Raw genomic sequence first — 23201 nt, 5'->3', positions numbered from 1 at the left:
TCTCGCGCTCGGCGCGGTCATGTTCACGCTCGTCCCGGCTCCCGGGAGCCCGTCGCGTGCTCCCCTGCCCGCGCGGATGGCGCACACCGGCGGCGGCTCGCAGCTGATCACCGCCGAGGCGCCGGACACCGGATCCACCAGGGGCACGCTCACCTGGTGGGACCGGCGGGCCGGGGCATGGGTGAAGGCGGGATCGGCGCCTGCGCGCTTCGGGGCGAAGGGCCTCGCCGAGGGGACGACCCGGCGGCAGGGCACGAGCACCACGCCCACCGGGCTCTACGAACTGCCGTACGCCTTCGGGGTCGAGCCCGCGCCGGCCGGGACGTCGTACCGCTACGCCCGGGTGACGAACCGTTCCTGGTGGTGCGAGGACAACCGCTCCACCCGGTACAACCGCTGGGTGGAGGGGCTGCCACGGGACTGCCGGGCCGCCGAGTCCGAGCGGCTGGGCGCCTATCCGACGCAGTACGCGTACGGCCTGGTGGTCGGCTTCAACTACGCCCGTCCGGTGCGCGGGCGCGGCGCCGGGATCTTCCTGCACGTGAACGGGCGCGGGGCGACGGCCGGCTGTGTCTCCGTGCCGGCGGACACCATGCGCCGGCTCCTGGCCTGGGTCGATCCGGCCCGCCGGCCGCACATCGCCGTCGGCACGCGGGGCGGGCCGACGGCGATCACACGGTACTAGCGGTGTCGCGTACGTCCCGGGCGGGCCGCCGCTGTCCGGTGCGGCGAGGGTGCGCGCCGGGCGCCGCGGGTGCTGTCCGGGACTCTCACACCCCTCTGTCGCCTCAACGTTCCTTCTGCGCGAGGCGCAGCAGGTGGTCGGCGAGCGCCTGGCCGCCGGCCGGATCGCGGGAGATGAGCAGCAGGGTGTCGTCGCCCGCGATCGTGCCGAGGATCGCGTGGAGTTCGGCCTGGTCGATGGCCGACGCGAGGAACTGGGCGGCACCGGGCGGGGTGCGGAGCACCACCAGGTTGGCCGAGGCCTCGGCGGAGATCAGCAGTTCGCCGGAGAGGCGGCGCATGCGCTCCTCCTTGGCCGACTCGCCGAGCGGGGCCTGCGGGGTGCGGAAGCCGCCCTCGCTGGGCACCGCGTAGATCAGCTCGCCGCCCGTGTTGCGGATCTTCACCGCGCCGAGCTCGTCGAGGTCACGGGAGAGCGTCGCCTGGGTGACGCTCAGCCCGTCGTCGGCGAGCAGCTTGGCCAGCTGGCTCTGCGAGCGCACGGGCTGCCGGTTGAGGATGTCGACGATCCTGCGGTGGCGTGCGGTGCGGGTCTGCGGAACGGACGGTCCCCCGGACTCCGGCTGGGCGGATCCCCAGCGTTCGGTTCCCTGCGCGTCGGTCATCGTCGCTTCATTCTCCGCTTCGTCCTTCCCCGTTCGCCACGTCGAGGACACCGGGCAGAGCCCGGAGGAAGGCGTCCACCTCCGCGTCGCCGATGATCAGCGGCGGCATGAGCCGTACGACATCGGGGGCGGGCGCGTTCACCAGGAGACCGGCGTCCTGAGCCGCCTGCTGCACCTGCGGCGCGAGGGACTCGGTGAGCACGATACCCAGCAGGAGGCCCGAGCCACGGACATGGGAGACCAACGGGTGGCCCAGACCCTCGATTCCGTCGCGCAGCTTCTCGCCGAGCCGCTTGACCTCGTCGAGCACGGCGTCGGCTCCGAGGGTGTCGAGGACGGCGAGTCCGGCGGCGCAGGCGACCGGGTTCCCGCCGAAGGTGGTGCCGTGGTGGCCGGGCGCGAACAGCTTTGCGGCCGGGCCGAAGGCGACGGTCGCGCCGAGCGGGAGGCCGCCGCCGAGGCCCTTGGCGAGGGTGACGATGTCGGGGTCGACGCCGTCGTGGGCCTGGTGCTCGAACCAGGTGCCGCACCGGCCGATGCCGGTCTGCACCTCGTCGAGGACGAGGAGGGTGCCGGTGGCGCGGGTGATCTCGCGGGCGGCCTGGAGGTAGCCGGGGGGCGGGACGACGACGCCGTTCTCGCCCTGGACGGGTTCGATGACGACGAAGGCCGTCTCCTCGGTGACGGCGGCGCGCAGGGCCTCGACGTCGCCGTACGGCACGTGCGTGACGTCGCCGGGCAGCGGCAGGAAGGGGGCCTGCTTGCCGGGCTGGCCGGTCAGCGCGAGGGCGCCCATGGTCCGGCCGTGGAAGCCCCCGTCGGTGGCGACCATGTGCCGGCGGCCGGTGAGCCGGCCGAGCTTGAAGGCGCCCTCGTTGGCCTCGGCGCCGGAGTTGCAGAAGAAGACCTTGCCTGGCCGGCCGAAGAGCTGCAGCAGCCGCTCGGCGAGGGCGACGGGCGGTTCGGCGACGAACAGGTTGGAGACGTGGCCGAGGGACGCGATCTGCCGCGAGACGGCCTCGACGACGGCCGGGTGGGCGTGGCCGAGGGCGTTGACCGCGATGCCGCCGACGAAGTCGAGGTACTCCGTGCCGTCGGCGTCCCAGACCTTGGCGCCCTCACCGCGGACGAGCGGCAGTCGGGGGGTGCCGTAGTTGTCCATCAGCGAGCCCTGCCACCGCTGGGTCAGGTCCTGGTTGGCGGTCATTTCTCCCCCTGAACGTGCTGGTCGTCGGGCACGACCATGGTGCCGATGCCCTCGTCGGTGAAGATCTCCAGCAGGATCGAGTGCTGGACCCGGCCGTCGATGACGCGGGCCGTGGTGACCCCGTTGCGGACGGCGTGGAGACAGCCCTCCATCTTGGGGACCATGCCGCTGGAGAGCTCGGGCAGCAGCTTCTCCAGCTGGCTCGCGGTGAGCCGGCTGATGACCTCGTCGCTGTGCGGCCAGTCCTCGTAGAGGCCCTCGACGTCGGTCAGGACCATCAGGGTTTCGGCGCCCAGCGCAGCAGCGAGTGCCGCAGCCGCCGTATCAGCATTGACGTTGTAGACATGGGCGTCGTCCTGGGAGCGGGCGATGGAGGAGACGACCGGGATCCGGCCGTCGTCGAGGAGCGCCTGGATGGCACCGGTGTCGATGGCGGTGATCTCGCCGACCCGGCCGATGTCGACCTGCTCGCCCTCGATGACCGGCTGGTGCTTGGTGGCCGTGATGGTGTGCGCGTCCTCGCCGGTGATACCGATGGCGAGCGGACCGTGCTGGTTGAGCAGTCCGACGAGTTCGCGCTGGACCTGTCCGGCGAGGACCATCCGTACGACGTCCATGGCCTCGGGGGTGGTGACCCGCAGGCCCGCCTTGAACTCGCTGACCAGTCCTGCCTGGTCCAGGGCGGCACTGATCTGCGGGCCGCCGCCGTGCACGACGACCGGCTTGAGGCCGGCGTGGCGCAGGAAGACCACGTCCTGGGCGAAGGCGGCCTTGAGCTCGTCGTCGATCATGGCGTTGCCGCCGAACTTGATGACCACGGTCTTGCCGTGGTGACGGGTGAGCCAGGGCAGCGCCTCGATCAGGGTCTGCGCCTTGGGCAGCGCGGTGTGCTTCCGGGTCGGGCTCTTGGAGTCGCTCATGAGGAGTAGGCGCTGTTCTCGTGGACGTAGTCGGCGGTGAGGTCGTTGGCCCAGATGACGGCGGATTCGGACCCGGCGGCGAGGTCGGCGGTGATGACGACCTCCCGGTAGCGCATGTCGACGAGCTCGCGGTCCTCGCCGACGGAGCCGTTCTTGCAGACCCAGACGCCGTTGATGGCGACGTTGAGCCGGTCGGGCTCGAAGGCGGCCCGGGTGGTGCCGATGGCGGAGAGCACCCGGCCCCAGTTGGGGTCCTCGCCGTGGATGGCGCACTTGAGGAGGTTGTTGCGGGCGATGGACCGGCCGACCTCGACGGCGTCGTCCTCGGTGGCCGCGTTGACCACCTCGATGCGGATGTCCTTGCTGGCGCCCTCGGCGTCGCCGATGAGCTGGCGGGCGAGGTCGGCGCACACGTCCTGGACGGCCCGGGCGAAGTCGTCCTGGGCCGGGGTGACGCCGGAGGCACCGGAGGCGAGCAGCAGCACGGTGTCGTTGGTGGACATGCAGCCGTCGGAGTCGACCCGGTCGAAGGTGACCCTGGTGCTCTGCCGCAGGGCGGCGTCGAGGCCCTTGGCGTCCACGTCGGCGTCGGTGGTGAGGACGACGAGCATGGTGGCGAGGCCGGGGGCGAGCATGCCCGCGCCCTTGGCCATGCCGCCGACCGTCCAGCCGTCCCCGCCGGCCACGGCGGTCTTGTGCACGGTGTCGGTGGTCTTGATGGCGATGGCGGCCTTCTCGCCGCCGTGCTCGGAGAGCTCGCCGGCGGCCTTCTCGACGCCGGGGAGCAGCTTGTCCATGGGGAGCAGGACGCCGATGAGGCCGGTGGAGGCGACGGCGACCTCGCCGGCGCCGATGCCGAGGACGTCCGCGACCTTCTCGGCGGTGGCGTGGGTGTCCTGGAAGCCCTGGGGGCCGGTGCAGGCGTTGGCGCCGCCGGAGTTGAGGACGACGGCGGTCAGCTCGCCGTCGGCGAGGACCTGCTGGGACCACAGGACGGGGGCGGCCTTGACGCGGTTGGAGGTGAAGACTCCCGCGGCGGCGCGGCGCGGCCCGGTGTTGACCACGAGGGCCAGGTCCGGGTTGCCGTTCTCCTTGATCCCGGCCGCGATGCCCGCGGCCGTGAATCCCTTCGCTGCGGTGACGCTCATGGAGCGACTCCAATCGTGGAAAGTCCGGTCTCCTCGGGGAGCCCGAGGGCGATGTTCATGCTCTGCACCGCTGCGCCTGCGGTGCCCTTGGTGAGGTTGTCGATGGCGCTGATCGCGATGATCCGGTTCGCGGCCGGGTCGTGGGCGACCTGGATCTGAACGGCGTTGGAACCGTAGACCGAGGCCGTGGCCGGCCACTGCCCCTCGGGGAGCAGGTGGACGAAGGGTTCGTCCGCGAAGGCCTTCTCGTACGCGGCGCGCAGGGTCTCGCCGGTCACTCCGGGCCGGGCGCCGGCCGAGCAGGTGGCGAGGATGCCGCGGGGCATCGGGGCGAGGGTCGGGGTGAAGGAGACGGTGACCCGCTCCCCCGCCGCCGCGCTGAGGTTCTGGATCATCTCGGGGGTGTGCCGGTGGCGTCCGCCGACGCCATACGGGGACATGTTGCCCATGACCTCGCTGCCGAGCAGGTGCGGCTTGGCGGCCTTGCCGGCGCCGGAGGTGCCGGAGGCGGCGACGATCACGGCCTCGGCCTCGGCGAGCCCGTTCGCGTACGCGGGGAAGAGGGCGAGCGAGACGGCGGTGGGGTAGCAACCGGGCACCGCGATGCGCTTGGACCCCTCCAGCGCGGCGCGGGCACCCGGCAGTTCGGGGAGGCCGTACGGCCAGGTACCGGCGTGCGGGGAGCCGTAGAACGCCTCCCAGTCAGCCGGGTCCTTGAGCCGGAAGTCGGCGCCCATGTCGACGACGAGGGTGTCCGGGCCGAGCTGCTCGGCGACGGCGGCGGACTGTCCGTGCGGGAGGGCGAGGAACACGACGTCGTGGCCGGCGAGGGCCTCGGCGGTGGTCTCCACCAGGACGCGGTCGGCGAGCGGCAGCAGGTGCGGCTGGAGGCCGCCGAGCCGCTGCCCGGCGTTGGAGTGGCCGGTCAGGGCGCCGATCTCGACGTGGGGGTGGGCGAGGAGGAGGCGCAGGAGCTCTCCGCCCGCGTATCCGCTCGCGCCCGCGACTGCTGCTCGTACCGTCATCGAAACCCTCCTCATGGATGGCATGACTATACGTGTCGCCGCACTTTTATGCAAAGCCCCTCGTGTCACGCCGCCGGTCGCCCCCCTGCCCTGTCACATCCCCGCCGGTCGGAGCGTCAACGCAGCGACGAAGGAGCCACCACGAGGAGTGAGGACCGATGCACGAGAACACCTTCCTGACCGCACAGTTCGACGCGGACGAGGAGCGGTTGCGGGCCGCGGCCCGACGCATGCTCGGAGGGCACGGAGAGGTGGAGGACGTGCTCGCCGAGGCGCGGGCGGCGGTCGGGAACGGCGTGCGGGAATGGCTGCTGACCGTCCTGGGGAGGGCGTGCCTGCGGCGGCTGCAGGGCCGGTCGGGCGCGGAGCATCCCGGCCGGGCCCCGGAGCCGGGCGCCGTCGACCCCGTGTGGCTGGCGCTGCTCGTCGTCCTCGGCGGGCTGCCGCCCGGCGAACGGATCGCCTATGTGCTCCACGACCTGTTCGGGCTGCCTCTCGACGACACCGCCCGCCTCACCGGCGGCACGGCGCAGGACGCGGGCGGGCTCGCCCGCTCGGCGCGGCTGCGGGTGCGGGGCGCCGGGGCGGGCGGGCCGGACCCGGCGCGCGGGCGGGCCGTGGTCGAGCACTTCGTCGCCGCCGCCCGCGCCCGCGACGCGCGGGCCCTCGCGGCCGTCCTGCACCCGGAGGTGGTGGCCTACTCGGCGCACGGCCAGGCGCACGGGCCCGCGGCCGTCGCCGAGGGCGCCGCGGCCGCCTTCGCCCGGACGGTCGGGACGACCCGCGCGGCCCTGGTCGACGGCACGATCGGGGTGGTCGGCTTCGCCGACGGGCGCCCGGTGACAGCGATGGCCTTCACCCTGCGCGCGGACCGCATCGTGGTGCTCGACATCACGACGGGCGAGGACGGGGTACGGGGTCTGGACCTGACGTTCCCGGACCACTGACGAGCGCCGAGGGCACCGGCCCGGGGCCCGGCCCCGGGCACGGAGCGTCCGGCGGGCGGAAATCCGGGTGCGCCGGCCCGGCCCGGCCCGTAGCCTCGGCTGCATGTCTACGCCCCGAATTTCCTAGCCGAGGACCCGCTTCCACGCCACCCGTGTGTCCTTCAGCTTGTTCGGAGCGTCATCCCATGATCACCACCCGTGGTGTCGACGTGCGCGTCGGCGCCCGTCTTCTGCTGTCCAACGTGTCCTTCCACATCGCGCCCGGCGACCGCATCGGCCTGGTCGGCCGCAACGGCGCCGGTAAGACCACCCTGCTGCACACCCTCGCCGGGCTGCGCGCCCCGGCCGCCGGCCACGTCCGGCGCACCGGGCCCGTGGCGCATCTGGCGCAGGACTCGCGTGCCGCCGATCCCGCGGTGTCCGTGACCGACCGGATCCTCTCCGCGCGCGGCATGGACGTGGCCGTGCGCCGCCTGCGCGAGGCCGCCGACCGGCTCGCCGAGCGGGCCGACGCCGCGGCCATGGACGAGTACGCGCGCGCCGAGGCCGTCTTCGAGGCCTCCGGCGGCTACGCGGCCGAGGCCGAGGCGGCCCGGGTCGCGGCCGGCCTCGGGCTGCCCGCCGACGTCACGGGGCGGCCCGTCGGCACGCTGTCCGGCGGGCAGAAGCGCCGCGTCGAGCTGGCCCGCATCCTGTTCGCCGGACACGGCCGTGAGGGCACCCTGCTGCTCGACGAGCCGACCAACCACCTCGACGCGGACTCGGTCGGCTGGCTGCGCGGCCATCTCGCCGCGCACCAGGGCGGCCTGGTCCTCATCAGCCACGACCTCGACCTGGTGGCCGCCACCGTCAACCGGGTCTTCCACCTCGATCCGCAGCACGCGACGATCGACGTCCACAACACCGGCTGGACGGCGTACCTCACCCGACGGGAGGCCGACGAGCGCCGTCGCACCCGCGAGCGTGCCCACGCCGAACGCAAGGCGGCGACCCTGCACGCGCAGGCGGAGAAGATGAAGGCACGCGCGGCCACCTCGGTCACCGCCCGCAGCATGGCGCGCCGCGCCGACCGACTCCTGGAGGGCCTGGAGGCGGCCCGGCGCACCGAGCGGGTGGCCCGGATCCGGCTCCCCGAGCCCGCCCCCTGCGGCCGTACGCCGCTGGGCGCGATCTCTCTGACCAAGGGGTACGGCGGCGGGCGGGGGAAGGTCCTGGACGGGGTCGACCTCGCGGTGGACCGGGGCAGCCGCCTGGTCGTGCTCGGGCTGAACGGCGCGGGCAAGACGACCCTGCTGCGGCTCCTCGCGGGCGAGGAGACCCCGGACGCCGGGCGGGTGGTCCACGGGCACGGGCTGCGCCTCGGCTACTTCGCGCAGGAGCACGAGACGCTCGACCCCGCCCGTACGGTCCGGGAGAACCTGGCCGCCGCCGCCCCGCACCTGACGGACGGCGAGGTCCGCCGGGTCCTCGGCGCGTTCCTGTTCCGGGGCGACGACGCCGACAAGCCGGCCGGGGTCCTCTCCGGCGGCGAGAAGACCCGGCTCGCCCTGGCGGGCCTGGTCCACTCGGGGGCGAACGTGCTGCTGCTCGACGAGCCGACGAACAATCTGGACCCCGCCTCGCGCGACGAGGTGCTGGCAGCCGTGGGCACCTATCCGGGCGCGATCGTCATGGTGACGCACGACGAGGGCGCGATCGACGCGCTGCGCCCGGAGCGGGTGCTGATCCTGCCGGAGGCGGAGGAGGACCTGTGGAACGAGGGCTACCGAGAGCTCGTCAGCCTCGCCTGACGGCCCTGAGGACCACGAACTTCGGGTCGCTCGCGACGAGTTCGCAGTTGCCGAAGATCCGGCGCAGAGTGACGTGGTAGCCGAGGTGGCGGTTGCCGACGACGAGGAGTTCCCCGCCGGGCCGCAGGGCCCGGCGGGCGTCGGTGAACATCCGGCGGGCGGTGCGGTCGGTGGTGGCCTGGTGGCTGTGGAACGGCGGGTTGTTGAGGACGACGTCCACCGAGGCGGGCGCGACGTCCGCGAGCCCGTCGCCGACGACGAACTCGGCCTTGCGCCCGGCGTGCCCGAGGTGTGCGGCGAAGTTCTCCTCGGCCGAGGCGACGGCCTGGTACGACTCGTCGGTGAACAGCAGCTCCGCCTCCGGCTCGGCGAGCGCCACGGCGAGTCCGACGACGCCGTTCCCGCACCCCAGGTCGACCACCCGGGACCGCCCGAGCCCGCGCGGCAGGTGCTGCAGGAAGAAGCGCGTGCCGATGTCCAGCCGGTCGGCGCAGAACACCCCGGCCTCGTTGACGACCGTCCGCCCGGCGAGCCCGGCCGGGGCGTCGGCGGGCAGCTCGTAGCGGTACGGCCAGGGGTTGGCGCGCGCGTCCCGCCCCTCGGGTGTGGTGTGGATGAGCCGGGCCTTCTTCACGGCCAGCGAGGTCCGCGTGGTCCCGAGGATCCGCTCGAACAGCGAGAGCGTCGAGGTGTGGATCTCCTTCACCATGCCGGTGCCGACGACGACGGTGTCCGCGTGCACCGCCGGTGCGAGCCGGTACAGCTGGTCCTCGAGGAGCGCGAGGCTCTTGGGCACCCGGACGAGCAGCACGTCGACCCGCTCGGGCGGCGGGTCCTGCGTGGTCAGCAGCCGCACGGCGGTGCGGCCGGCGTCCGAGCGCGCCAGGTTCCGGGCGGTGGCGGTCCGGCCGAGGTACGAGTCGGAGATCTGGACCAGCTCCGTGGGGCCCGCGGCCGCGAGCGCCGTGACGAGGGCGCCCCAGCGGTCCCCGACGACGGCGACGGTGCCGGACAGATCGGTGCCGGTCTCGGCCAGGTGGTTCAGCAGGTACTCGTCGGCCGCGTCCCAGGCGCGCAGCTGGTCGCGCGGGTCCTCGGGGAAGCGGGTGAGCGGGAAGGTGCCCCATGACGTGGTCAGACGGTTCATCGTGCCCCCAGGCTAGCCGGTCGCACGCCCCGGGCCTCGTCAGCCCACGGCCGCCGCCAGCTGGAGGTGCCACAGCCCCGGGCGGCCCGCGAGGGTGACCGTCGACAGGGGCCGGACGTCGACGTTCCAGTAGGTGGCGGGGGGCGCCTTCAGGGCGTAGACGAGCGCGGCGCGGACGACGGCGGGTTCGGCGACGGCCACGATCTCGCCGTCGTCGGCCGGCCGGGTGTCGAGCCAGCCGCCGACCCGCGTGATGAACGAGAGGAGCGTTTCTCCACCGTGTGGCGCGCTGCACGGGTCGGAGAGCCAGGCATCGACGGCGGCCGGCTCGAGCGCGGCGACCTCGGCGAGCGTGAGTCCGCGCCAGCGCCCCATGTCGCAGTCGCGCAGGGCCGGCTGGGCGAGCGGGGCGTAGCCGAGGGCGGTGCCGGTGGCCCGGCTGCGGGGCGTCGGGGAGCAGTAGCGCAGCTCGGCCGCGCCGAGCGGAACCAGCCGGGGCGCGGCGAGCTGCACCTCGTACCAGCCGGCCTCGTCGAGCGGCCGGTCGTCGTCGAAGCGTTCGGCGAGCAGGGAGGAGCTGCGTGCCGCCGCGACGAGCGTGACCCGAAGACCCATGGCCGCGATCGTGAGGCCGGTCGCCCCGCAGGTCAAGGGGTCCTTGCCCAGGTCAGGCGGCGGAGCCGGTCACTGCTGTCCGAGAGCCATCCACTTGTCCGGATTCTGCAGTGGCGTGAAACCGACCTTCTCGTACACTCCGTGCGCATCGGCGGTGGCCAGCAGGATGCGGCGCAGCCCGTGCGGTTCCAGGTGGTCGCGGACGGCGGCGACCAGGGCGGTGCCGAGGCCGGTGCCACGGGCCGGGCGGTCGACGTAGACGTCGCAGAGCCAGGCGAAGGTGGCGTAGTCGGTGACGATCCGCGCGTAGGCGCTCATCTCACCGCTCTCGACCTCGTAGGCGCCGAAGTTGAGTGAGCCGGCGATGGCGCGGTCCTGCTTCTCCCGAGGTCGACCCAGGGCCCAGTAGGCGTCGGTGGAGAGCCAGTGGTGGACGCGGGCGGCGTCGATCCGGGCGGGGTCGGCTGAGATCTCGTACGCCCCGTGCAGGACGGCGCCGTCCGCGGTGCTGGTGTCGGTCATGGCTGCAGGCTGCCAGGGCCGCCGTCCCGTGTCAGGTGAAATTGCCCGGGGCGAAGACCGGACGCGGGCGGGGCGGAGGGCCGCCGGCAGCCGCGTCCGACCGCCCCGCGGCCTCATCGGGTGATCTCGTCGACGGCGGTACGCAGCCGCCGCACTCCCTCGACGATCTCCGCGGCTCCCGCGACACCCGCGAAACTCAGCCGGATGTGCCCTGCGGGCGGCTCGGCGCAGAAGTAGGGCCGGCCCGGGGCGACGGCGACTCCGGCGCGCAGGGCGGCGGGGAGCAGCTCGGCCTCGGGGAGGGTGTCGGGGAGCCGGAGCCACAGGTGGTAGCCGCCGGACGGGACGTGCGGCACGGCGAACTCGGGGAGCCGCAGCGCGACGGCACCGGTCATGGTGTCCCGCCGGTTCTTCAACTCCTGCGAGACCGCCCGTAGATGACGCTTCCAGGCGGGCGAGCCGACGAGTTCGAGTGCGGTCTCCTGCAGGGGCCGGGGCACGAAGAAGCTGTCGACGACCTGGATGGCGCGGAGCCGTTCGAGGACGGGTCCGCGCGCGGCGAGCGCGCCGACCCGGAGGCTCGCGGAGGTGACCTTGGTGAGCGAGCAGACGTGGACGACGACGCCGTCGGGATCGTCGGCGGCGAGGGTGGGCGGCACCGGCCCGGCGTCCTCGTGGACGAGTCGGCGGGCGAAGTCGTCCTCGACGACGAAGGCGCCGGCGGCGCGCGCGATCCGCACGACGGCGGCCCGTCGCCCGCCGGAGAGCGCGGCCCCGGTGGGGTTCTGGAAGAGCGGCTGGCAGACCACGACGCGCGCGCCGGTGGCGCGGAACGCGGCCTCCAGGAGGTCCGGGCGGATGCCGTCGGCGTCGGTGGGGACGGGCACCGGCCGCAACCCGGCGGCGCGGGCGACGGCGAGCATGCCCGGATAGGTCGGCGACTCGACGAGCACGGGGGTGCCGGGCGGGGCGAGCGCGCGCAGCGCGGTGGTGATGGCGGACTGGCCGCCGGCGGTGATGAGGATCTCGGCGGCGGTGACGGTGCCGCCGATCTCGCGGGCGAACCAGTCCCGCAGTTCGGGCAGGCCGTCGGCGGGCGGGCGGCCCCATGCGCCGGGGCGGCGGCCGGCCCGGGCGAGAGCGGCGGCGAGGGCCCGTTCGGGCTGGAGGGCGGGGTGGAGGTAGCCGCCGTTGAACTCGACGACGCCGGGCGGGGGCGCGGAGAGGGTGACGAGGACGCCGGAGGCGTCGACGGACCGGGGGACGAGCTCGGTGGCGGTGTCGGCGCTGAGCGCGAGCTCCTGCCAGGACGTGTCACCGACGGCGGGCGCGGCGCCCCGCGGCTCGGCGCGGAAGGCGCCGGCGCCGGGGCGGGTGACCACGAGGCCTTCGGCGGCGAGCTGGGCCAGGGCCCGGGTCACGGTGACCGGGGAGACGCGGTGGCGCTCGACGAGAGCGCGACTCGACGGCAGTTTCTCCCCTGGCGAGTAGCGGTCGAGCTCCGCCTTCAGGGATTTCACCAACTCACCCACACTGCTACGCTCATGCATGAGAGCACAGAATAGCGCTACTACCCCGAGCACGATAGCGGTCACCACCTCGGCCGGAGCCGCCGGGATCGCCGGGGCGGGGCCCGCCGCCTCCGCGGCCACCGCCTCCCGCCGTACGCCCCTGGGCAACGGCACCCTGCTCGCCGCGCTCGGCGTGGTCTCCTTCTCGCTGACCTTCCCCTCCACCGTGTGGGGCCTGGAGAGCTTCGGCCCCTGGTCCCTGGTCGCCGTCCGCTCGGTGCTCGCCGCGCTGATCGCGGGCGCCTTCCTGCTGGCGGGCCGGGTACCGCCGCCGGAGCGCCGGCACTGGGCGGGGCTCGCCGTCGTCGCGGGCGGCGTGGTCGTCGGCTTCCCGCTCCTGACCACGCTCGCCCTGCAGACCGCCACCACCTCGCACGCCGCCGTGGTGGTGGGCCTGCTGCCGCTGACCACGGCGACGTTCGCCGCAGTCCGCACCGGGCGCCGCCCGTCCCGTACGTTCTGGATCGCGGCCGTCGCCGGAGCCGTGGTCGTGCTCGGCTTCACGCTCCAGCAGAGCGGCGGGGCGCTGTCGACCGGCGACCTGTACCTCTTCGGAGCCCTGCTGGTCTGCGCCGCCGGCTACACCGAGGGCGGCCGGCTCGCGCGACTGATGCCCGGCTGGCAGGTGGTCGGCTGGGCGCTGGTGCTGTGCCTGCCGCTGATGGCGGTGGGCGCGGCCGTGGCCCTCGCCTACGAGCCGGTGCACATCACCGCGCACGGGATCGTCGGCCTGATCTGGGTGGCGGCCGGATCCACGTTCTTCGGCCTGTACGTCTGGTACCGGGGCATGGCGGCCATCGGCATCCCGCGCGCGAGCCAGCTGCAGCTCGCCCAGCCGCTGCTGACGCTCTTCTGGTCGGTGACGGTGCTCGGCGAGGAACTCGCGCCGGCCGCGCCGCTGGCCGCCGGCGCGGTGCTCGTCTGCATCGCGGTGACCCAGCGGGCGAGGAGCTGACGCGGGCTCCCAGCGCGACGCCAGGGGGTGGGGCAGGTCACAATGGCAGACGTAGACTCCGAGTAGGGCAAGCCCAGCCGCGAGGAGGTCACCGATGCGTGCGTCCGAGGGCGACCAGCTGGTCGTGCACGGCCGGACGGTCGGCCACCACGACCGTACGGCCAAGGTCCTGAAGGTACTGGGGGAGGACGGCAACCCCCCGTTCCGCGTGAAGTTCGACGACGACGGCCATGAGGCCGTGGTGTCGCCGGGCCCCGACACCGTCGTCCGCCACCACCTGGAGACCGGGGGCACGTGAGCCCCCGGGCGCCGGGGGTCCGCCCCCGGCGGCTCCCGCCCCACGCCGACCGCGAGGGCCTGCCCGGCGGAACAGGCCCGCGCAGGGGGTGCCCGGCGGAACGGGCCCGCAGGGGGCGCCGAGGCCGGCCACGCCGGCCTATCCCTCCGCGATGGCGGCCGTCAGCGCGCCCAGCGGGTCCTTGGCGACCTCGCCGGCCGCGAAGTAGCAGTGTCCGCCGACGGCCGGATGCCTCCTGGCCAGCGTGACGTGGCGGGCCAGTTCGCGCGGGTCCTGCCAGGCCGCGGGCTGGGCGGGGTCGCCGACCTTGTAGAGCGCCTCCCCGAGGTAGAGCCGCACACCGGTGTCGCGGACGGTCTCGGCCCACCAGGGGACGAGCTTCGCGTAGTCGGCGCGGTCGTAGCCGATGTGCCAGTAGAGCTGCGGGACCACGTAGTCGATCCACCGCTCCTTGACCCACTTGCGGCTGTCCGCGTGCAGGTCGTCGTAGCTCGCCCCGGCCCGGGAGGTGTCGGAACCGAGGGGGTCGGTGCCTGCGTGGCGCCAGATGCCGAACGGGCTGACGCCGAACGCGACCCGGGGCTTGAGCGCCTTGATGCGGGCCGCCGTCTCGGACACGAGCAGGTCGATGTTGTTCCGTCGCCAGGCCGCACGGTCCGCGAACCCGGCCCCGTATCGCCGGAAGGCCTCCGCGTCGTCGAAGACCTGCCCGGCCACCGGGTAGGGGTAGAAGTAGTCGTCCCAGTGCAGGGCGTCGATGTCGTAGCGTCGCACGGCGTCGAGCATGGCGTCCCGGACGAAGTCGCGGACCTCGGGCAGGCCGGGGTTGTAGTAGAGCTGCCCGCCGTAGGCCACCGCCCATTCGGGGTGGCGCCGCACCGGGTGGCCCGGGGCGAGCCGTGCGGGGTCGGGCTGGGCCGACACGCGGTACGGATTGCACCAGGCGTGCAGCTCCAGGCCGCGGGCGTGCGCCTCGGTCACGGCGGTGCCGAGCGGGTCCCAGCCGGGGTCGCGGCCCTGGACGCCGGTGAGGCACGCGGCCCAGGGCTCGTACGGCGAGGGCCACAGGGCGTCGGCGGAGGGCCGGACCTGCAGGACGACCGCGGTCATCCGGCGCCGGACCGCGAGATCGAGCAGGGCGAGGAGCTCGGCGCGCTGCTCGGCGGCGGTGAGGCCGGACCGGGAGGGGAAGTCGCGGTTGAAGATCGTCGCGATCCACATGCCCCGGAACGCCGCGGCCTCACGCCCGCCGCGTCCGGCGGCGGCGGACGCCCGGACCGCCTTGGGCGGCGGCACGGCCTCCGCGTCACCCGCCGCAGCTTCACCCGCGGCCGCGCCGAACGCCGCGAGCGTCACCCCGGCCACGAACCCTCTTCTACCGATCGGCGGCATTTGTCACCCCTCGCTATCGGATACGTCACAGTTCCCGGGAGAGCATGCCCCGCCCAGAACGATCGATCATCTGCTCCGTCGGGAGTACCGTCGTGGGGTCGAGGCGGAAGCACCGGAATCACACGGGCCCGCCGCCAGGAAACAGCGAAAGGCACGAGGTGACGGACTCCATGGCCGACATTGAGCGCGTCGGAGTGGTGGGCTGCGGCCAGATGGGCGCAGGCATCGCGGAGGTGTGTGCCCGCAGCGGTCTCGAGGTGAAGGTCGCCGAGACCACCGGCGAGGCGCTGGAGATCGGCCGCACGCGGCTCTACAACTCGCTCTCCAAGGCCGCCGAACGCGGCAAGATCAGCGAGGAGGAGCGCGACGCGACGCTCGCGCGGCTCAGCTTCACCACCGACCTGGGCGAGTTCGCCGACCGCGATCTCGTGATCGAGGCGGTCGTGGAGAACGAGCAGGTCAAGACCGAGATCTTCCAGGTGCTCGACCAGGTGATGACCCGGCCGGACGCCATCCTGGCCTCCAACACCTCCTCCATCCCGTTGGTGAAGCTGGCCGTGGCGACCTCCCGCCCCGACAACGTCATCGGCATCCACTTCTTCAACCCGGCCCCGGTGCAGAAGCTCGTCGAGCTGATCCCCGCCCTCACCACCTCCGAGGGCACGATCAGCCGGGCGCAGCTCTTCGCCGAGAAGACCCTGGGCAAGCACGCGATCCGTGCGCAGGACCGTTCGGGCTTCGTGGTGAACGCGCTGCTGGTGCCGTACCTGCTCTCCGCGATCCGGATGTTCGAGTCGGGCATCGCGAGCCGTGAGGACATCGACAACGGCATGGAGTTCGGCTGCGCCCACCCGATGGGGCCGCTGAAGCTCTCGGACCTGATCGGTCTGGACACCATCGCCTCGATCGCCGACTCGATGTACGCCGAGTACAAGGAGCCGCTGTACGCCGCTCCCCCGCTGCTGCAGCGGATGGTGGACGCGGGCCGGCTGGGCCGCAAGACGGGCTCGGGCTTCTACCCGTACTCCTGAGACCTCTCTCCCCTGCCGTCGGACGGCCCGTACACCGCACAGGTACGGGCCGTCCGGCCTTTGCACCGGCCGACGTGCCGGTCCTGCCCGGGGTCACCCCAGGCGCAGGTGGTGCAGCATCAGCAGCCCCGCGGCCATGTTGGCGGCGGGGACCTCGCCCCGGGCGATCATGTCGGGGACGAGCTTGAGCGGGACCCATTCCAGACGTGAGGACTCGAAGGCGTCCTGGGGCGGTCCGGTCCAGGTGGCCTGTTCGCTCCAGTACAGGTGGTGACGGGCGTCGGTGAGGCCGTTGCACGGCTCGACGGTGAGGAGCGGGCGCAGCGGCCCGGGGCGCCAGCCGGTCTCCTCCTCCATCTCGCGGGCCGCCGCGGCCTCGACGTCCTCACCGTCCTCGACGACGCCGGCGGCCAGTTCCCAGCCCCAGCTGTCGGTGATGAAGCGATGGCGCCAGAGCAGCAGGACCTCGTCGGCGTCGTTGACTGCGGTCGCGGCCGCGACGGGGCGTAGCCGGATCAGGTAGTGGTCGAGACGGCGGCCGTCGGGGAGTTCGACGTCCGCGAGATTGACCCGGAACCAGCGGTTCTCATAGACGGGGTGTTCGCTTATTTTCGTCCACTGCACGTTTTTGCCACCTTCCGACTGGTCGGTGATTACTTGGTGGCAATATCGCAGCTACTCCTCGGTCGCAAGCCAAAGCTCACGGGGGCACGGACGGCGCACTGCCGAGGGGAACCTCACCACGGCGCGCGGCGGGCCTCACAGCGGCACGCGCAGCGCGCCGTCGATGAGCTCCGCCGCCTCCCTCGCGTCCCCTCCCCCACTCGCCAGCAACTGCTCCCGGACCAGCCGCAGCCGGTCCCGCAGCCGGCGCGACTCCATCCCGCGCGCCCGCTCCGTCATCTCCACGGCCGTCCGGGCGGCCCGGTCCTGCTCGCCCTGGCGCAGCTCGATCTGGCACAGCATCGCGAGCCGGTGCACCCGCCCCCGATCGTGGGCCGGGGTGCCGACGGCCGCCTCCGCGTGCTCGTGGGCCGCGGCGAGTTCACCCAGACTGAGCAGGGCCTCGGCGACCTGCACGTTGACGAGGCCCGGCTGGACGTAGCCGGTCTCGGCGGGCTCGGTGCCGGGGCTGATCCGCTCCGCCTCCGCCTCGGCCCGGCGGATGCAGGCCACCGCCGAGGCGCCGTCGCCCAGGTGCGCGTACGCCTTCGCCTGCATGGCCGTCAGGTCGGCGGCGAGCGCGGGGGTGATCTCGCGGCCCGCCGAACGCAGCGCCGCCTCGGCGAAGGCCACGGCCTGCCGGTACTCCCCCATGAACAGCGACTGGTTGACCAGCAGGGCGACCACGTAGGCGCCCAGTCCGCGGTCGCCACTGGCCTTGGCGAGCCGCAGCGCCTGGTGGAAGTAGCGCTGGGCGAGCCCCTGGGCGTCGGAGTCGTACGCGCAGATGCCGGCCACCGCCACCAGGCCGCCGGTGGCGCGGTGCAGCCGCCGGCCGAGCGCGTCGCCGTAGGCGCCGCGCAGCAGCGGCGCGGTCTCGGTGTTGAGGAAGCCGACGATCCGGGAGCGCGTGGCCAGGCCCCCGGCCTTGCGGTACATCTGCTCGTAGTGCGCGCGGGCCGCGCTCAGCATCTCGACGTCGGCGGCCGAGACGCGGGTGCGGCCGTCACGCGAGACGTCGACGTCCTCGGGCGGGTTCTCCCACTCCCACACGGGCATCACGGCGGGCGTCCCGGTCACCGCCTGGGCGCCGCGGATGTGCGGGCGTTGCTGCTCGTCGGAACGCCAGAGGGCGGCGGCCCGCTCGACGAACCCGGAGAGCGGGGTGCCGGGCGCGGGCAGACCGGCGCCGGGTACGCCGAGGCCGATGTCGTCGAGGGTGACGGCCCGGCGGAGCCGCCCGGCGAGCACCTCGCAGATCAGGTCGGGGACCTGGCCGCGTGGCCGCTGGCCCTTCAACCAGCGGGCGACGGCGGTGTGTTCGTAGCGCAGGGCGAGGCCCCGGGACCTGCCCGCCTGGTTCACCCGGGAGGCGAGACCGGCGTGGGAGATGCCCGCTTCGTCGAGCAGGGCGTCGAGGAGGGTGTTGGGCTGCATGGGACCGCTCCGGTGCTGGGGGGCACTCACACTAGTGACGGGTACGGTTTCGCACGGGGTGTGAACGAAGTGCGTGTTGTTCCCTTCCGCGTACGGTGCCGAAGTCGCCCCGGTACGGGTTGACTTGGGTCCTCGCCGAAAGGCGAGGACCGGGCCGCCGGCTCCCCCTCGAACAGTGCGGCAGCCCGGTCGGCGCGCCGCTCGCGCTGTTGATCTGCCCGACACTCCGTGGCAGCGCGAGCGGCGCCGGCCGCAGTCCCCCCTGTCTCACTGGTGAGGATCATCAATGCGGGGAGGGAGCGGGCCGGGTACGGCGCAGCCCGGGTTCGGCGGGCTGCGCCGGTACCCGTACCCGGTCGTTGCGTACGACGAGCAGGGCGACGTCGTCGGCGAGCCGACCGCCCGTATGGCGCAGCAGGGCACGGTGGACGTGGTGGACGAGCGCGGCGGGGGCTTCTCGCGCCGCTCCGGCGAGGACCGCCGCGAACGGGAAGAACCGCCCCCGGTCGTCCCGCGCCTCCTCGGCGCCGTCGGTGTAGAGCACCAGGGTCTCGCCGGGCAGCAGCCGGGCCGCGCGGTGCGGAACGAGGTCGGCCGGCAGCGGGAAGGCGCCGAGCGGGGGCATCGGATCGCCGACGGACACGGGCTCGACCCGGCGGCCGCCGATCCGGTACGGCCCGGGGTGACCGCAGTCCAGCACCTCCACGCAGCCGTCGGACCGGATCTCCAGGAGCAGCAGGGTCACGAACTCCTCGGCCGCCGGATGCGCGGGCGCCCGCCCCGCCCGCGCCGGGTGCTCCTCCCGGGCCCGCTCGCACAGGTGCCGGCCGAGCGCCCGTTCCAGTCGGCGCAGCACCCCCGCGAGTTCGGGCTCGTCGTGCGCGGCCTCCCGGAAACTCCCGAGCACGGCCACCACGGCCCCGAGCGCGGCGAGCCCGTGTCCCCGCACGTCCCCGATGACGATCCGCACCCCGTACGGCGTGGCGGTCGCCTCGTACAGGTCCCCGCCGACCACGGCCCCGCGGGAGGCGGACAGCTGCCCCGCGGCCACGGCGAGCCCGTCGAGTCGCGCGGGCGGCGGCCGCAGCAGCACCTGCTGCGTGGCGTCCGCCACGGCCCGCACGCGCGCCAGCTCCCGGACCAGCCCATGCCGCAACCCGAGCACGAGCCCGAGGCCCACGCTGAAGAACACGACACTGGTGGCGATCCGCATCGGCAGCCCCGGCTGCCGGGCCAGTGGACACCACAACCGCCACGCGACGGCCACGGCCCCCCATCCGACCGGAGCCGCCAGCGGAGTGATCCGCCGCAGCCGGGAGCCTTCGGCAACCAACGCCCTGTCACGGAACATCCACGGCCCTTCCCGAGGCCCGCCAGCGCCCGAAGACCCTGCGGCACACAGGCCCGCCCCTGTGGCCGCGTCGATTCTGTCGACGGTCCCGGTCGCATGGGGGGCATCCGCCCGACATCTCACTCGAAGGAGTGAGCGCCGGTCCCGTGCCGGAGGGCGCCCCCGCCGCGCCCCCCGCACACCCGCGGGAACACCGCAGGGGTGCGCAGAAAGGATGCGGCGGCGCGTCGGGCCGCCGAGCCGGCCGCGATGCCCACGACCCGGGCGTAGAGCTGCTCGGCCCCGGTCAGGTCGCCCCGTCGTTGCCGGACGGCGCCCAGGGCGTTCAGCGGCGGCGCGAGGCGGGGATCGTCGGGGCCGTAGGCGCGCTGGTAGAGGTGCACCGCGAAGCGCAGCGCCTCCTCCGCCTCGGTGGCCCGGCCCAGCGCTTCGAGCAGGATGCCCAGGGCCGAGGCCGCCTCGGCCGCGTCGGCGGGTACGGGGCCGGTGCGGGCGAACCGGAGGGCCGTACGCAGGTCGCGCTCGGCCTCGGCGTACCGGCCGTCGGCCCCGTGCCGCCTCGCCCGGGCCAGGTGCCGTCGCACCCGCCGCCGTCTCGTCGTGTCCACGATCCCGAACCCCGAGGCGCTAGGCGGGGACCTTCGCCCGGGCCCGGCCGCGGCTGACGGGCTCTCCCCCGAGGTGCTTCACCAGGTGGTTCACCACGTGCTCCGCGTCCCTGCCCGCGCCCCCGACGAGCATCGACGCGAAGGCGTACTGGAAGGCCAGTCCGACGAAGTACAGCCCTGGCGACGAGGACACCACGCCGCGCCGCTCCAGTGGCCAGCCGTCCTCGTCGACGACCGGGAGGTCGATCCAGGAGAAGTCGTGGCGGAAGCCGGTGCACCAGACGACGTTCGCGACGTCGAGGACGCGACCGCCGTCGAGGACCGGGAGCCCGTCGCGCACGCCGACGGTCCGCTCCGGAGCCTGCTCGACGCCGACGCGGGTCAGATCGGCCCGCTTGATCCGGATCAGCGGCCCGCCGTGGGCGCGGACCTCGGGACGCATCCTGCGGCCGACGGGCGTCCGCAGCGTCAGCACGTGCTGGGCCAGGAACCACAGGACCGGGAAGATCGCGTGCGCCGGACCGCCTTCGATGTCGAACGGGATCTCGCCGTGGATCGTGCCGCTGAGCACGGTCGGATGGCCGGCCGAGGCCGCCTCGTACGCGATGTCGCCGCCGGAGTGCGAGGCGCCGACCACCAGCACGCCGCCGGGCCGCAGCTGTGCCGGGTTCTTGTAGGCGCTGGAGTGCAGCTGCAGGAGGCGCGGGTCGAGTGCGTCGGCGAAGCCGGGGACGTACGGGGTCCGGCCGAAGGTGCCGGAGGCGACGACGACGTGGTCGCACACGTAGGTCGACGCGCCCGTCGTCACGACGTACTTCCCGTCCTCCCGGCGCAGCCGTGCGACGCGCTCGCCGGTGCGCACGGGCAGGCCGAAGGCCTCGGCGTACGTCTCCAGGAAGTCGGCCATCTCGTCCTTGGTGGGAAAGGACATCGGCGGCGCGGGAAAGCGCATCCCGGGCAGCGAGGCGACCCGCGCCGGACTGAAGAGCCGCAGGGAGTCCCAGTGGCACCGCCAGTTGTCGCCGACGCGGGCGTTGCCGTCCAGCACCAGGAACGGCCGGCCGCGCCGGGCGAGGTGGTACCCGGTGGCGAGCCCCGCCTGCCCGGCTCCGATGACGACCGTCTCGATGTGTTCCGTCCTGCCGGTGGGGTTCATCGTCGGCCTCCTCCGTCGTTCCGTGTCCTCGACACTAGGAGCCGGGGAGTCGTGACCGCTTCGGGAGAACGCCCCAAATCCGCGCGCGGGGACCATGGGTCATTCTGTCCAGCGTGCCGTCGCCCGAGGCCCGTCCCCGTCCCCGGCCGCGTCTCCGGCCGTGTCTCCGGCCGGAGACTCCGGCGACGCGGCGTACCGGCGCTGTCGGGTCGGCGGGAGCCCGCTGCCCGCCACGGCGGGGCCGGCGGGGTCCGCTACCCGTCGCGGCCGACCAGGTCGTGCTCGTAGGCGTAGGCCGTGGCCGCCGACCGGGAGGAGAGGCCGAGCTTGGCGAAGATGTTGCTCAGGTGGCGGGCCACCGTCTTGTCGCTGAGGACCAGCTCCTCGGCGATCGCGTGGTTGGTCCGGCCGGTGGCGACGAGGCGCAGCACCTCGGTCTCCCGGCTGCTGAGCACGGGGTCCGCCGGTGGCCGACCGCGGCGGGGCCCGTCGAGCCGGGCCAGGTCGGGGGCCGCGCCGAGCTGCCGGAACAGCTGACGCGCCACGTCCCGCTCCAGCCGGGCCGTGCCGGTGTCGCCCAGCCGCTGCCGGGCGAGCCCCAGCAGCACGACGGAACGTGCCCGGTCGTACGGCGTCTCCAGCTCGCTCCAGGTCCGGCACGCCTCCAGCAGGGCGTCGAGCGCGGCGGCGGCGTCGCCCTCGGCCAGGAGCACGGCCCCTCGCGCGTGGGCGGCCACCGCGGACAACAGCGGAACGCCGATCTCGGCGGCGATGAGCGACAGCTCGTCCGCCGCCTCGCGGGCGCTCGCCGCGTCGTCGGCGGCCAGCAGGATCTCCACGTACGCGGCCAGTACCTTGGCGCGGCCGAGCTTGTCCGGCGTCTCGTCCGCCGTACCCCTGATCGCCGCCACGGCCGCGTCCGTCCGGCCCTGGGCCAGCCACAGCAGCGCGAGGCCCGGCTGGGCCGTGCGCCCGGCCCCGGCGGCCCGGCGGTAGGCCTCCTCAGCCTCGTCGAACGCGCCGCGCACCCGGTGCAGCTCGGCCTGCTGGTAGTAGGCCATGCCGAGCGCCGGCTGGCCCGGCGGCTCGGAGAGCCGTGCGCACGCCTGCCGCGCCTCGTCGAGCGCGTCGGGCCATGCACCGCGTGTCTGGAGAACCTGGGAGCGATGGACCATGCACTGGCCGCGGTACGGAACGAGGTCCGGCTGGGAGGCGCACCACGCGGACAGCGCCGCGGTCCACTCCTGCGCGCGGCGCAGGTCGAGCAGGTCGTCGCAGGCCTCGATGACGCTGCAGTAGACCAGGCCCGTGACGAGCGGCGACAGCTCGCCGGAGGTGACCGCCACCATGGCCTCGTCGAGCAGCGTCAGACCGGCGGTGGTCTCTCCCCCCGCGATCAGCGCCCGGCCCTGTCCGTGCCGTGCGAGGGCGACCAGCTCCGGGTCCCCGAAGCGTTCGCCGATCTCGACGGTCCTGGTGAAGAGGGCGTACGCCGCCCCGTAGTCGCCCTCGTGGACGAGCCGCACGCCGGAGGGGAAGAGGATGTAGCCCTGCTCCACGCAGTCCAGCCGCCCGTCCTCGAGCAGGCGCCGGCCCCTGGCGAGCCAGCCGCCGCCGCGGGCCACCTCGCCGTTCAGGATCAGCGGCATCGCCAGCCAGAAGGCACACCGTACGGCTCCCGTCGTACGCCCCTGCCGCAGGTACGCGTGATGCGCCCGCTCGGTCGCCGCGCCGCTCTCCGCGTCGTGCCCGATCAGGTAGGCGGCGGTGGCCAGCCGTACGAGGTCGTCGGGCCCGAGCGGGTCCTCCTGGTCGGCGTGCGACAACCGGGCGTAGGCGTCGCCCCACGCCCGGCGGTCGTAGGCCTCCCGGGCCCTGCCGAGTTCCGCAGCGACGTCCATGGCGCCTCCTTCCCCCATTGCACCTCGCCCTCGTGTGGCTTGCAGGCCGAGGAGGCCCCCGGGGGAACGCCGGAGCCACCGGCCGTTACCGTCCATGACGAACGCGACGTGCTCGGGCACGAGCTCCGGCTGGTGCTTCGGCGGGCGGGCACCGGAGGGGTGGGGCTC

22 protein-coding genes are annotated in these 23201 nt (G+C 74.0%); 6 read left to right on the top strand and 16 right to left on the bottom strand.

Going from position 1 to position 23201, the window contains the following annotated elements; all coding sequences use genetic code 11:
* Positions 1-19 precede the first annotated feature (19 nt).
* Complete coding sequence (locus AB0M16_RS14115) at positions 20-685, top strand: L,D-transpeptidase family protein (protein WP_365342777.1); 666 nt, start codon at positions 20-22, stop codon at positions 683-685.
* Positions 686-788: 103 nt separating this feature from the next.
* Here the strand turns inward: AB0M16_RS14115 and AB0M16_RS14110 are convergent, their stop codons facing one another.
* From AB0M16_RS14110 to argC, 5 genes are read right to left on the bottom strand one after another with little or no spacing between them, the layout of a single operon-like run.
* On the bottom strand, positions 789-1349 hold the full coding sequence (locus AB0M16_RS14110; protein WP_365342408.1) for an arginine repressor: 561 nt from the start codon (positions 1347-1349) through the stop codon (positions 789-791).
* Positions 1350-1356: 7 nt separating this feature from the next.
* Entirely contained in the window at positions 1357-2556 is a 1200-nt protein-coding gene (locus tag AB0M16_RS14105; protein ID WP_365342406.1) for an acetylornithine transaminase, read from the bottom strand.
* Positions 2553-3476, bottom strand: coding sequence for an acetylglutamate kinase (argB, locus tag AB0M16_RS14100; protein WP_365342404.1), 924 nt, complete (start codon positions 3474-3476; stop codon positions 2553-2555). Before argB ends, AB0M16_RS14105 begins: the two co-directional genes overlap by 4 nt.
* Positions 3473-4624 (bottom strand): bifunctional glutamate N-acetyltransferase/amino-acid acetyltransferase ArgJ, encoded by a 1152-nt coding sequence (gene argJ / locus AB0M16_RS14095; RefSeq protein WP_365342402.1) that lies wholly within the window; start codon positions 4622-4624, stop codon positions 3473-3475. The genes argB and argJ overlap by 4 nt, the downstream gene beginning before the upstream one ends.
* Positions 4621-5649, bottom strand: a complete 1029-nt coding sequence (gene argC, locus AB0M16_RS14090) for an N-acetyl-gamma-glutamyl-phosphate reductase (RefSeq protein ID WP_365342400.1) — start codon at positions 5647-5649, stop codon at positions 4621-4623. The genes argJ and argC overlap by 4 nt, the downstream gene beginning before the upstream one ends.
* Before the next feature lie 158 nt (positions 5650-5807).
* Here argC and AB0M16_RS14085 point away from each other — a divergent pair, with 158 nt between their 5' ends.
* Together AB0M16_RS14085 and AB0M16_RS14080 are read left to right on the top strand one after the other, a co-directional pair.
* Positions 5808-6596: an RNA polymerase subunit sigma-70 gene (locus AB0M16_RS14085; RefSeq protein ID WP_365342398.1), complete on the top strand. Its 789-nt coding sequence runs from the start codon at positions 5808-5810 to the stop codon at positions 6594-6596.
* A gap of 185 nt (positions 6597-6781) precedes the next feature.
* Positions 6782-8386 carry an ABC-F family ATP-binding cassette domain-containing protein gene (locus tag AB0M16_RS14080; protein WP_365342396.1) on the top strand — a complete coding sequence of 535 codons (1605 nt, stop codon included), beginning with the start codon at positions 6782-6784 and terminating at the stop codon, positions 8384-8386.
* Here AB0M16_RS14080 and AB0M16_RS14075 read toward each other — a convergent pair.
* The 4 genes from AB0M16_RS14075 to AB0M16_RS14060 form a co-directional block, all read right to left on the bottom strand.
* Entirely contained in the window at positions 8373-9533 is a 1161-nt protein-coding gene (locus AB0M16_RS14075) for a methyltransferase (RefSeq protein WP_365342394.1), read from the bottom strand. The genes AB0M16_RS14080 and AB0M16_RS14075 overlap by 14 nt on opposite strands.
* Positions 9534-9572: 39 nt before the next feature.
* Positions 9573-10148, bottom strand: a complete 576-nt coding sequence (locus tag AB0M16_RS14070) for a histidine phosphatase family protein (protein WP_365342392.1) — start codon at positions 10146-10148, stop codon at positions 9573-9575.
* 69 nt (positions 10149-10217) lie between these two features.
* The gene (locus AB0M16_RS14065; protein WP_365342390.1) at positions 10218-10670 is read right to left on the bottom strand and encodes a GNAT family N-acetyltransferase; all 453 of its coding nucleotides are present in this window, start codon (positions 10668-10670) and stop codon (positions 10218-10220) included.
* Between the two features lie 113 nt (positions 10671-10783).
* Positions 10784-12220 carry a PLP-dependent aminotransferase family protein gene (locus AB0M16_RS14060; RefSeq protein WP_365342388.1) on the bottom strand — a complete coding sequence of 479 codons (1437 nt, stop codon included), beginning with the start codon at positions 12218-12220 and terminating at the stop codon, positions 10784-10786.
* Here AB0M16_RS14060 and AB0M16_RS14055 point away from each other — a divergent pair.
* Entirely contained in the window at positions 12219-13196 is a 978-nt protein-coding gene (locus tag AB0M16_RS14055) for a DMT family transporter (RefSeq protein WP_365342386.1), read from the top strand. The two genes, AB0M16_RS14060 and AB0M16_RS14055, sit on opposite strands and share 2 nt — an antisense overlap.
* Positions 13197-13290: 94 nt before the next feature.
* A complete protein-coding gene (locus AB0M16_RS14050) occupies positions 13291-13494 on the top strand; it encodes a DUF1918 domain-containing protein (protein WP_365342384.1) in 204 nt (67 codons plus the stop codon).
* A 138-nt stretch (positions 13495-13632) separates the two neighbouring features.
* Here the strand turns inward: AB0M16_RS14050 and AB0M16_RS14045 are convergent, their stop codons facing one another.
* A complete protein-coding gene (locus AB0M16_RS14045) occupies positions 13633-14886 on the bottom strand; it encodes a family 10 glycosylhydrolase (protein ID WP_365342382.1) in 1254 nt (417 codons plus the stop codon).
* A 170-nt stretch (positions 14887-15056) separates the two neighbouring features.
* Between AB0M16_RS14045 and AB0M16_RS14040 the strand changes: the two genes are divergently transcribed.
* Positions 15057-15917, top strand: coding sequence for a 3-hydroxybutyryl-CoA dehydrogenase (locus AB0M16_RS14040; protein ID WP_365342380.1), 861 nt, complete (start codon positions 15057-15059; stop codon positions 15915-15917).
* 93 nt (positions 15918-16010) lie between these two features.
* Here AB0M16_RS14040 and AB0M16_RS14035 read toward each other — a convergent pair whose 3' ends face one another.
* The 6 genes from AB0M16_RS14035 to AB0M16_RS14010 all read right to left on the bottom strand — a co-directional run bounded on the left by AB0M16_RS14035 (position 16011) and on the right by AB0M16_RS14010 (position 23033).
* A complete protein-coding gene (locus tag AB0M16_RS14035) occupies positions 16011-16541 on the bottom strand; it encodes an NUDIX domain-containing protein (protein WP_365342378.1) in 531 nt (176 codons plus the stop codon).
* Positions 16542-16676: 135 nt separating this feature from the next.
* Positions 16677-18017: a transcriptional regulator gene (locus tag AB0M16_RS14030; RefSeq protein ID WP_365342376.1), complete on the bottom strand. Its 1341-nt coding sequence runs from the start codon at positions 18015-18017 to the stop codon at positions 16677-16679.
* Positions 18018-18300: 283 nt separating this feature from the next.
* Positions 18301-19368, bottom strand: a complete 1068-nt coding sequence (locus tag AB0M16_RS14025) for a PP2C family protein-serine/threonine phosphatase (RefSeq protein ID WP_365342374.1) — start codon at positions 19366-19368, stop codon at positions 18301-18303.
* 119 nt (positions 19369-19487) lie between these two features.
* Positions 19488-19976, bottom strand: coding sequence for a tetratricopeptide repeat protein (locus AB0M16_RS14020; protein ID WP_365342372.1), 489 nt, complete (start codon positions 19974-19976; stop codon positions 19488-19490).
* Positions 19977-19995: 19 nt separating this feature from the next.
* The gene (locus AB0M16_RS14015) at positions 19996-21132 is read right to left on the bottom strand and encodes an NAD(P)-binding domain-containing protein (RefSeq protein ID WP_365342370.1); all 1137 of its coding nucleotides are present in this window, start codon (positions 21130-21132) and stop codon (positions 19996-19998) included.
* Positions 21133-21386: 254 nt separating this feature from the next.
* Positions 21387-23033, bottom strand: coding sequence for a LuxR C-terminal-related transcriptional regulator (locus tag AB0M16_RS14010; protein ID WP_365342368.1), 1647 nt, complete (start codon positions 23031-23033; stop codon positions 21387-21389).
* Positions 23034-23201 lie beyond the last annotated feature (168 nt).

Origin of the sequence: Streptomyces sp. NPDC051921 (genome assembly GCF_040680975.1) — a bacterium.
GTDB lineage: Bacteria > Actinomycetota > Actinomycetes > Streptomycetales > Streptomycetaceae > Streptomyces.
Note: the sequence above shows the minus strand (reverse complement) of the source record. Positions and strands in the feature narration are given on the sequence as shown.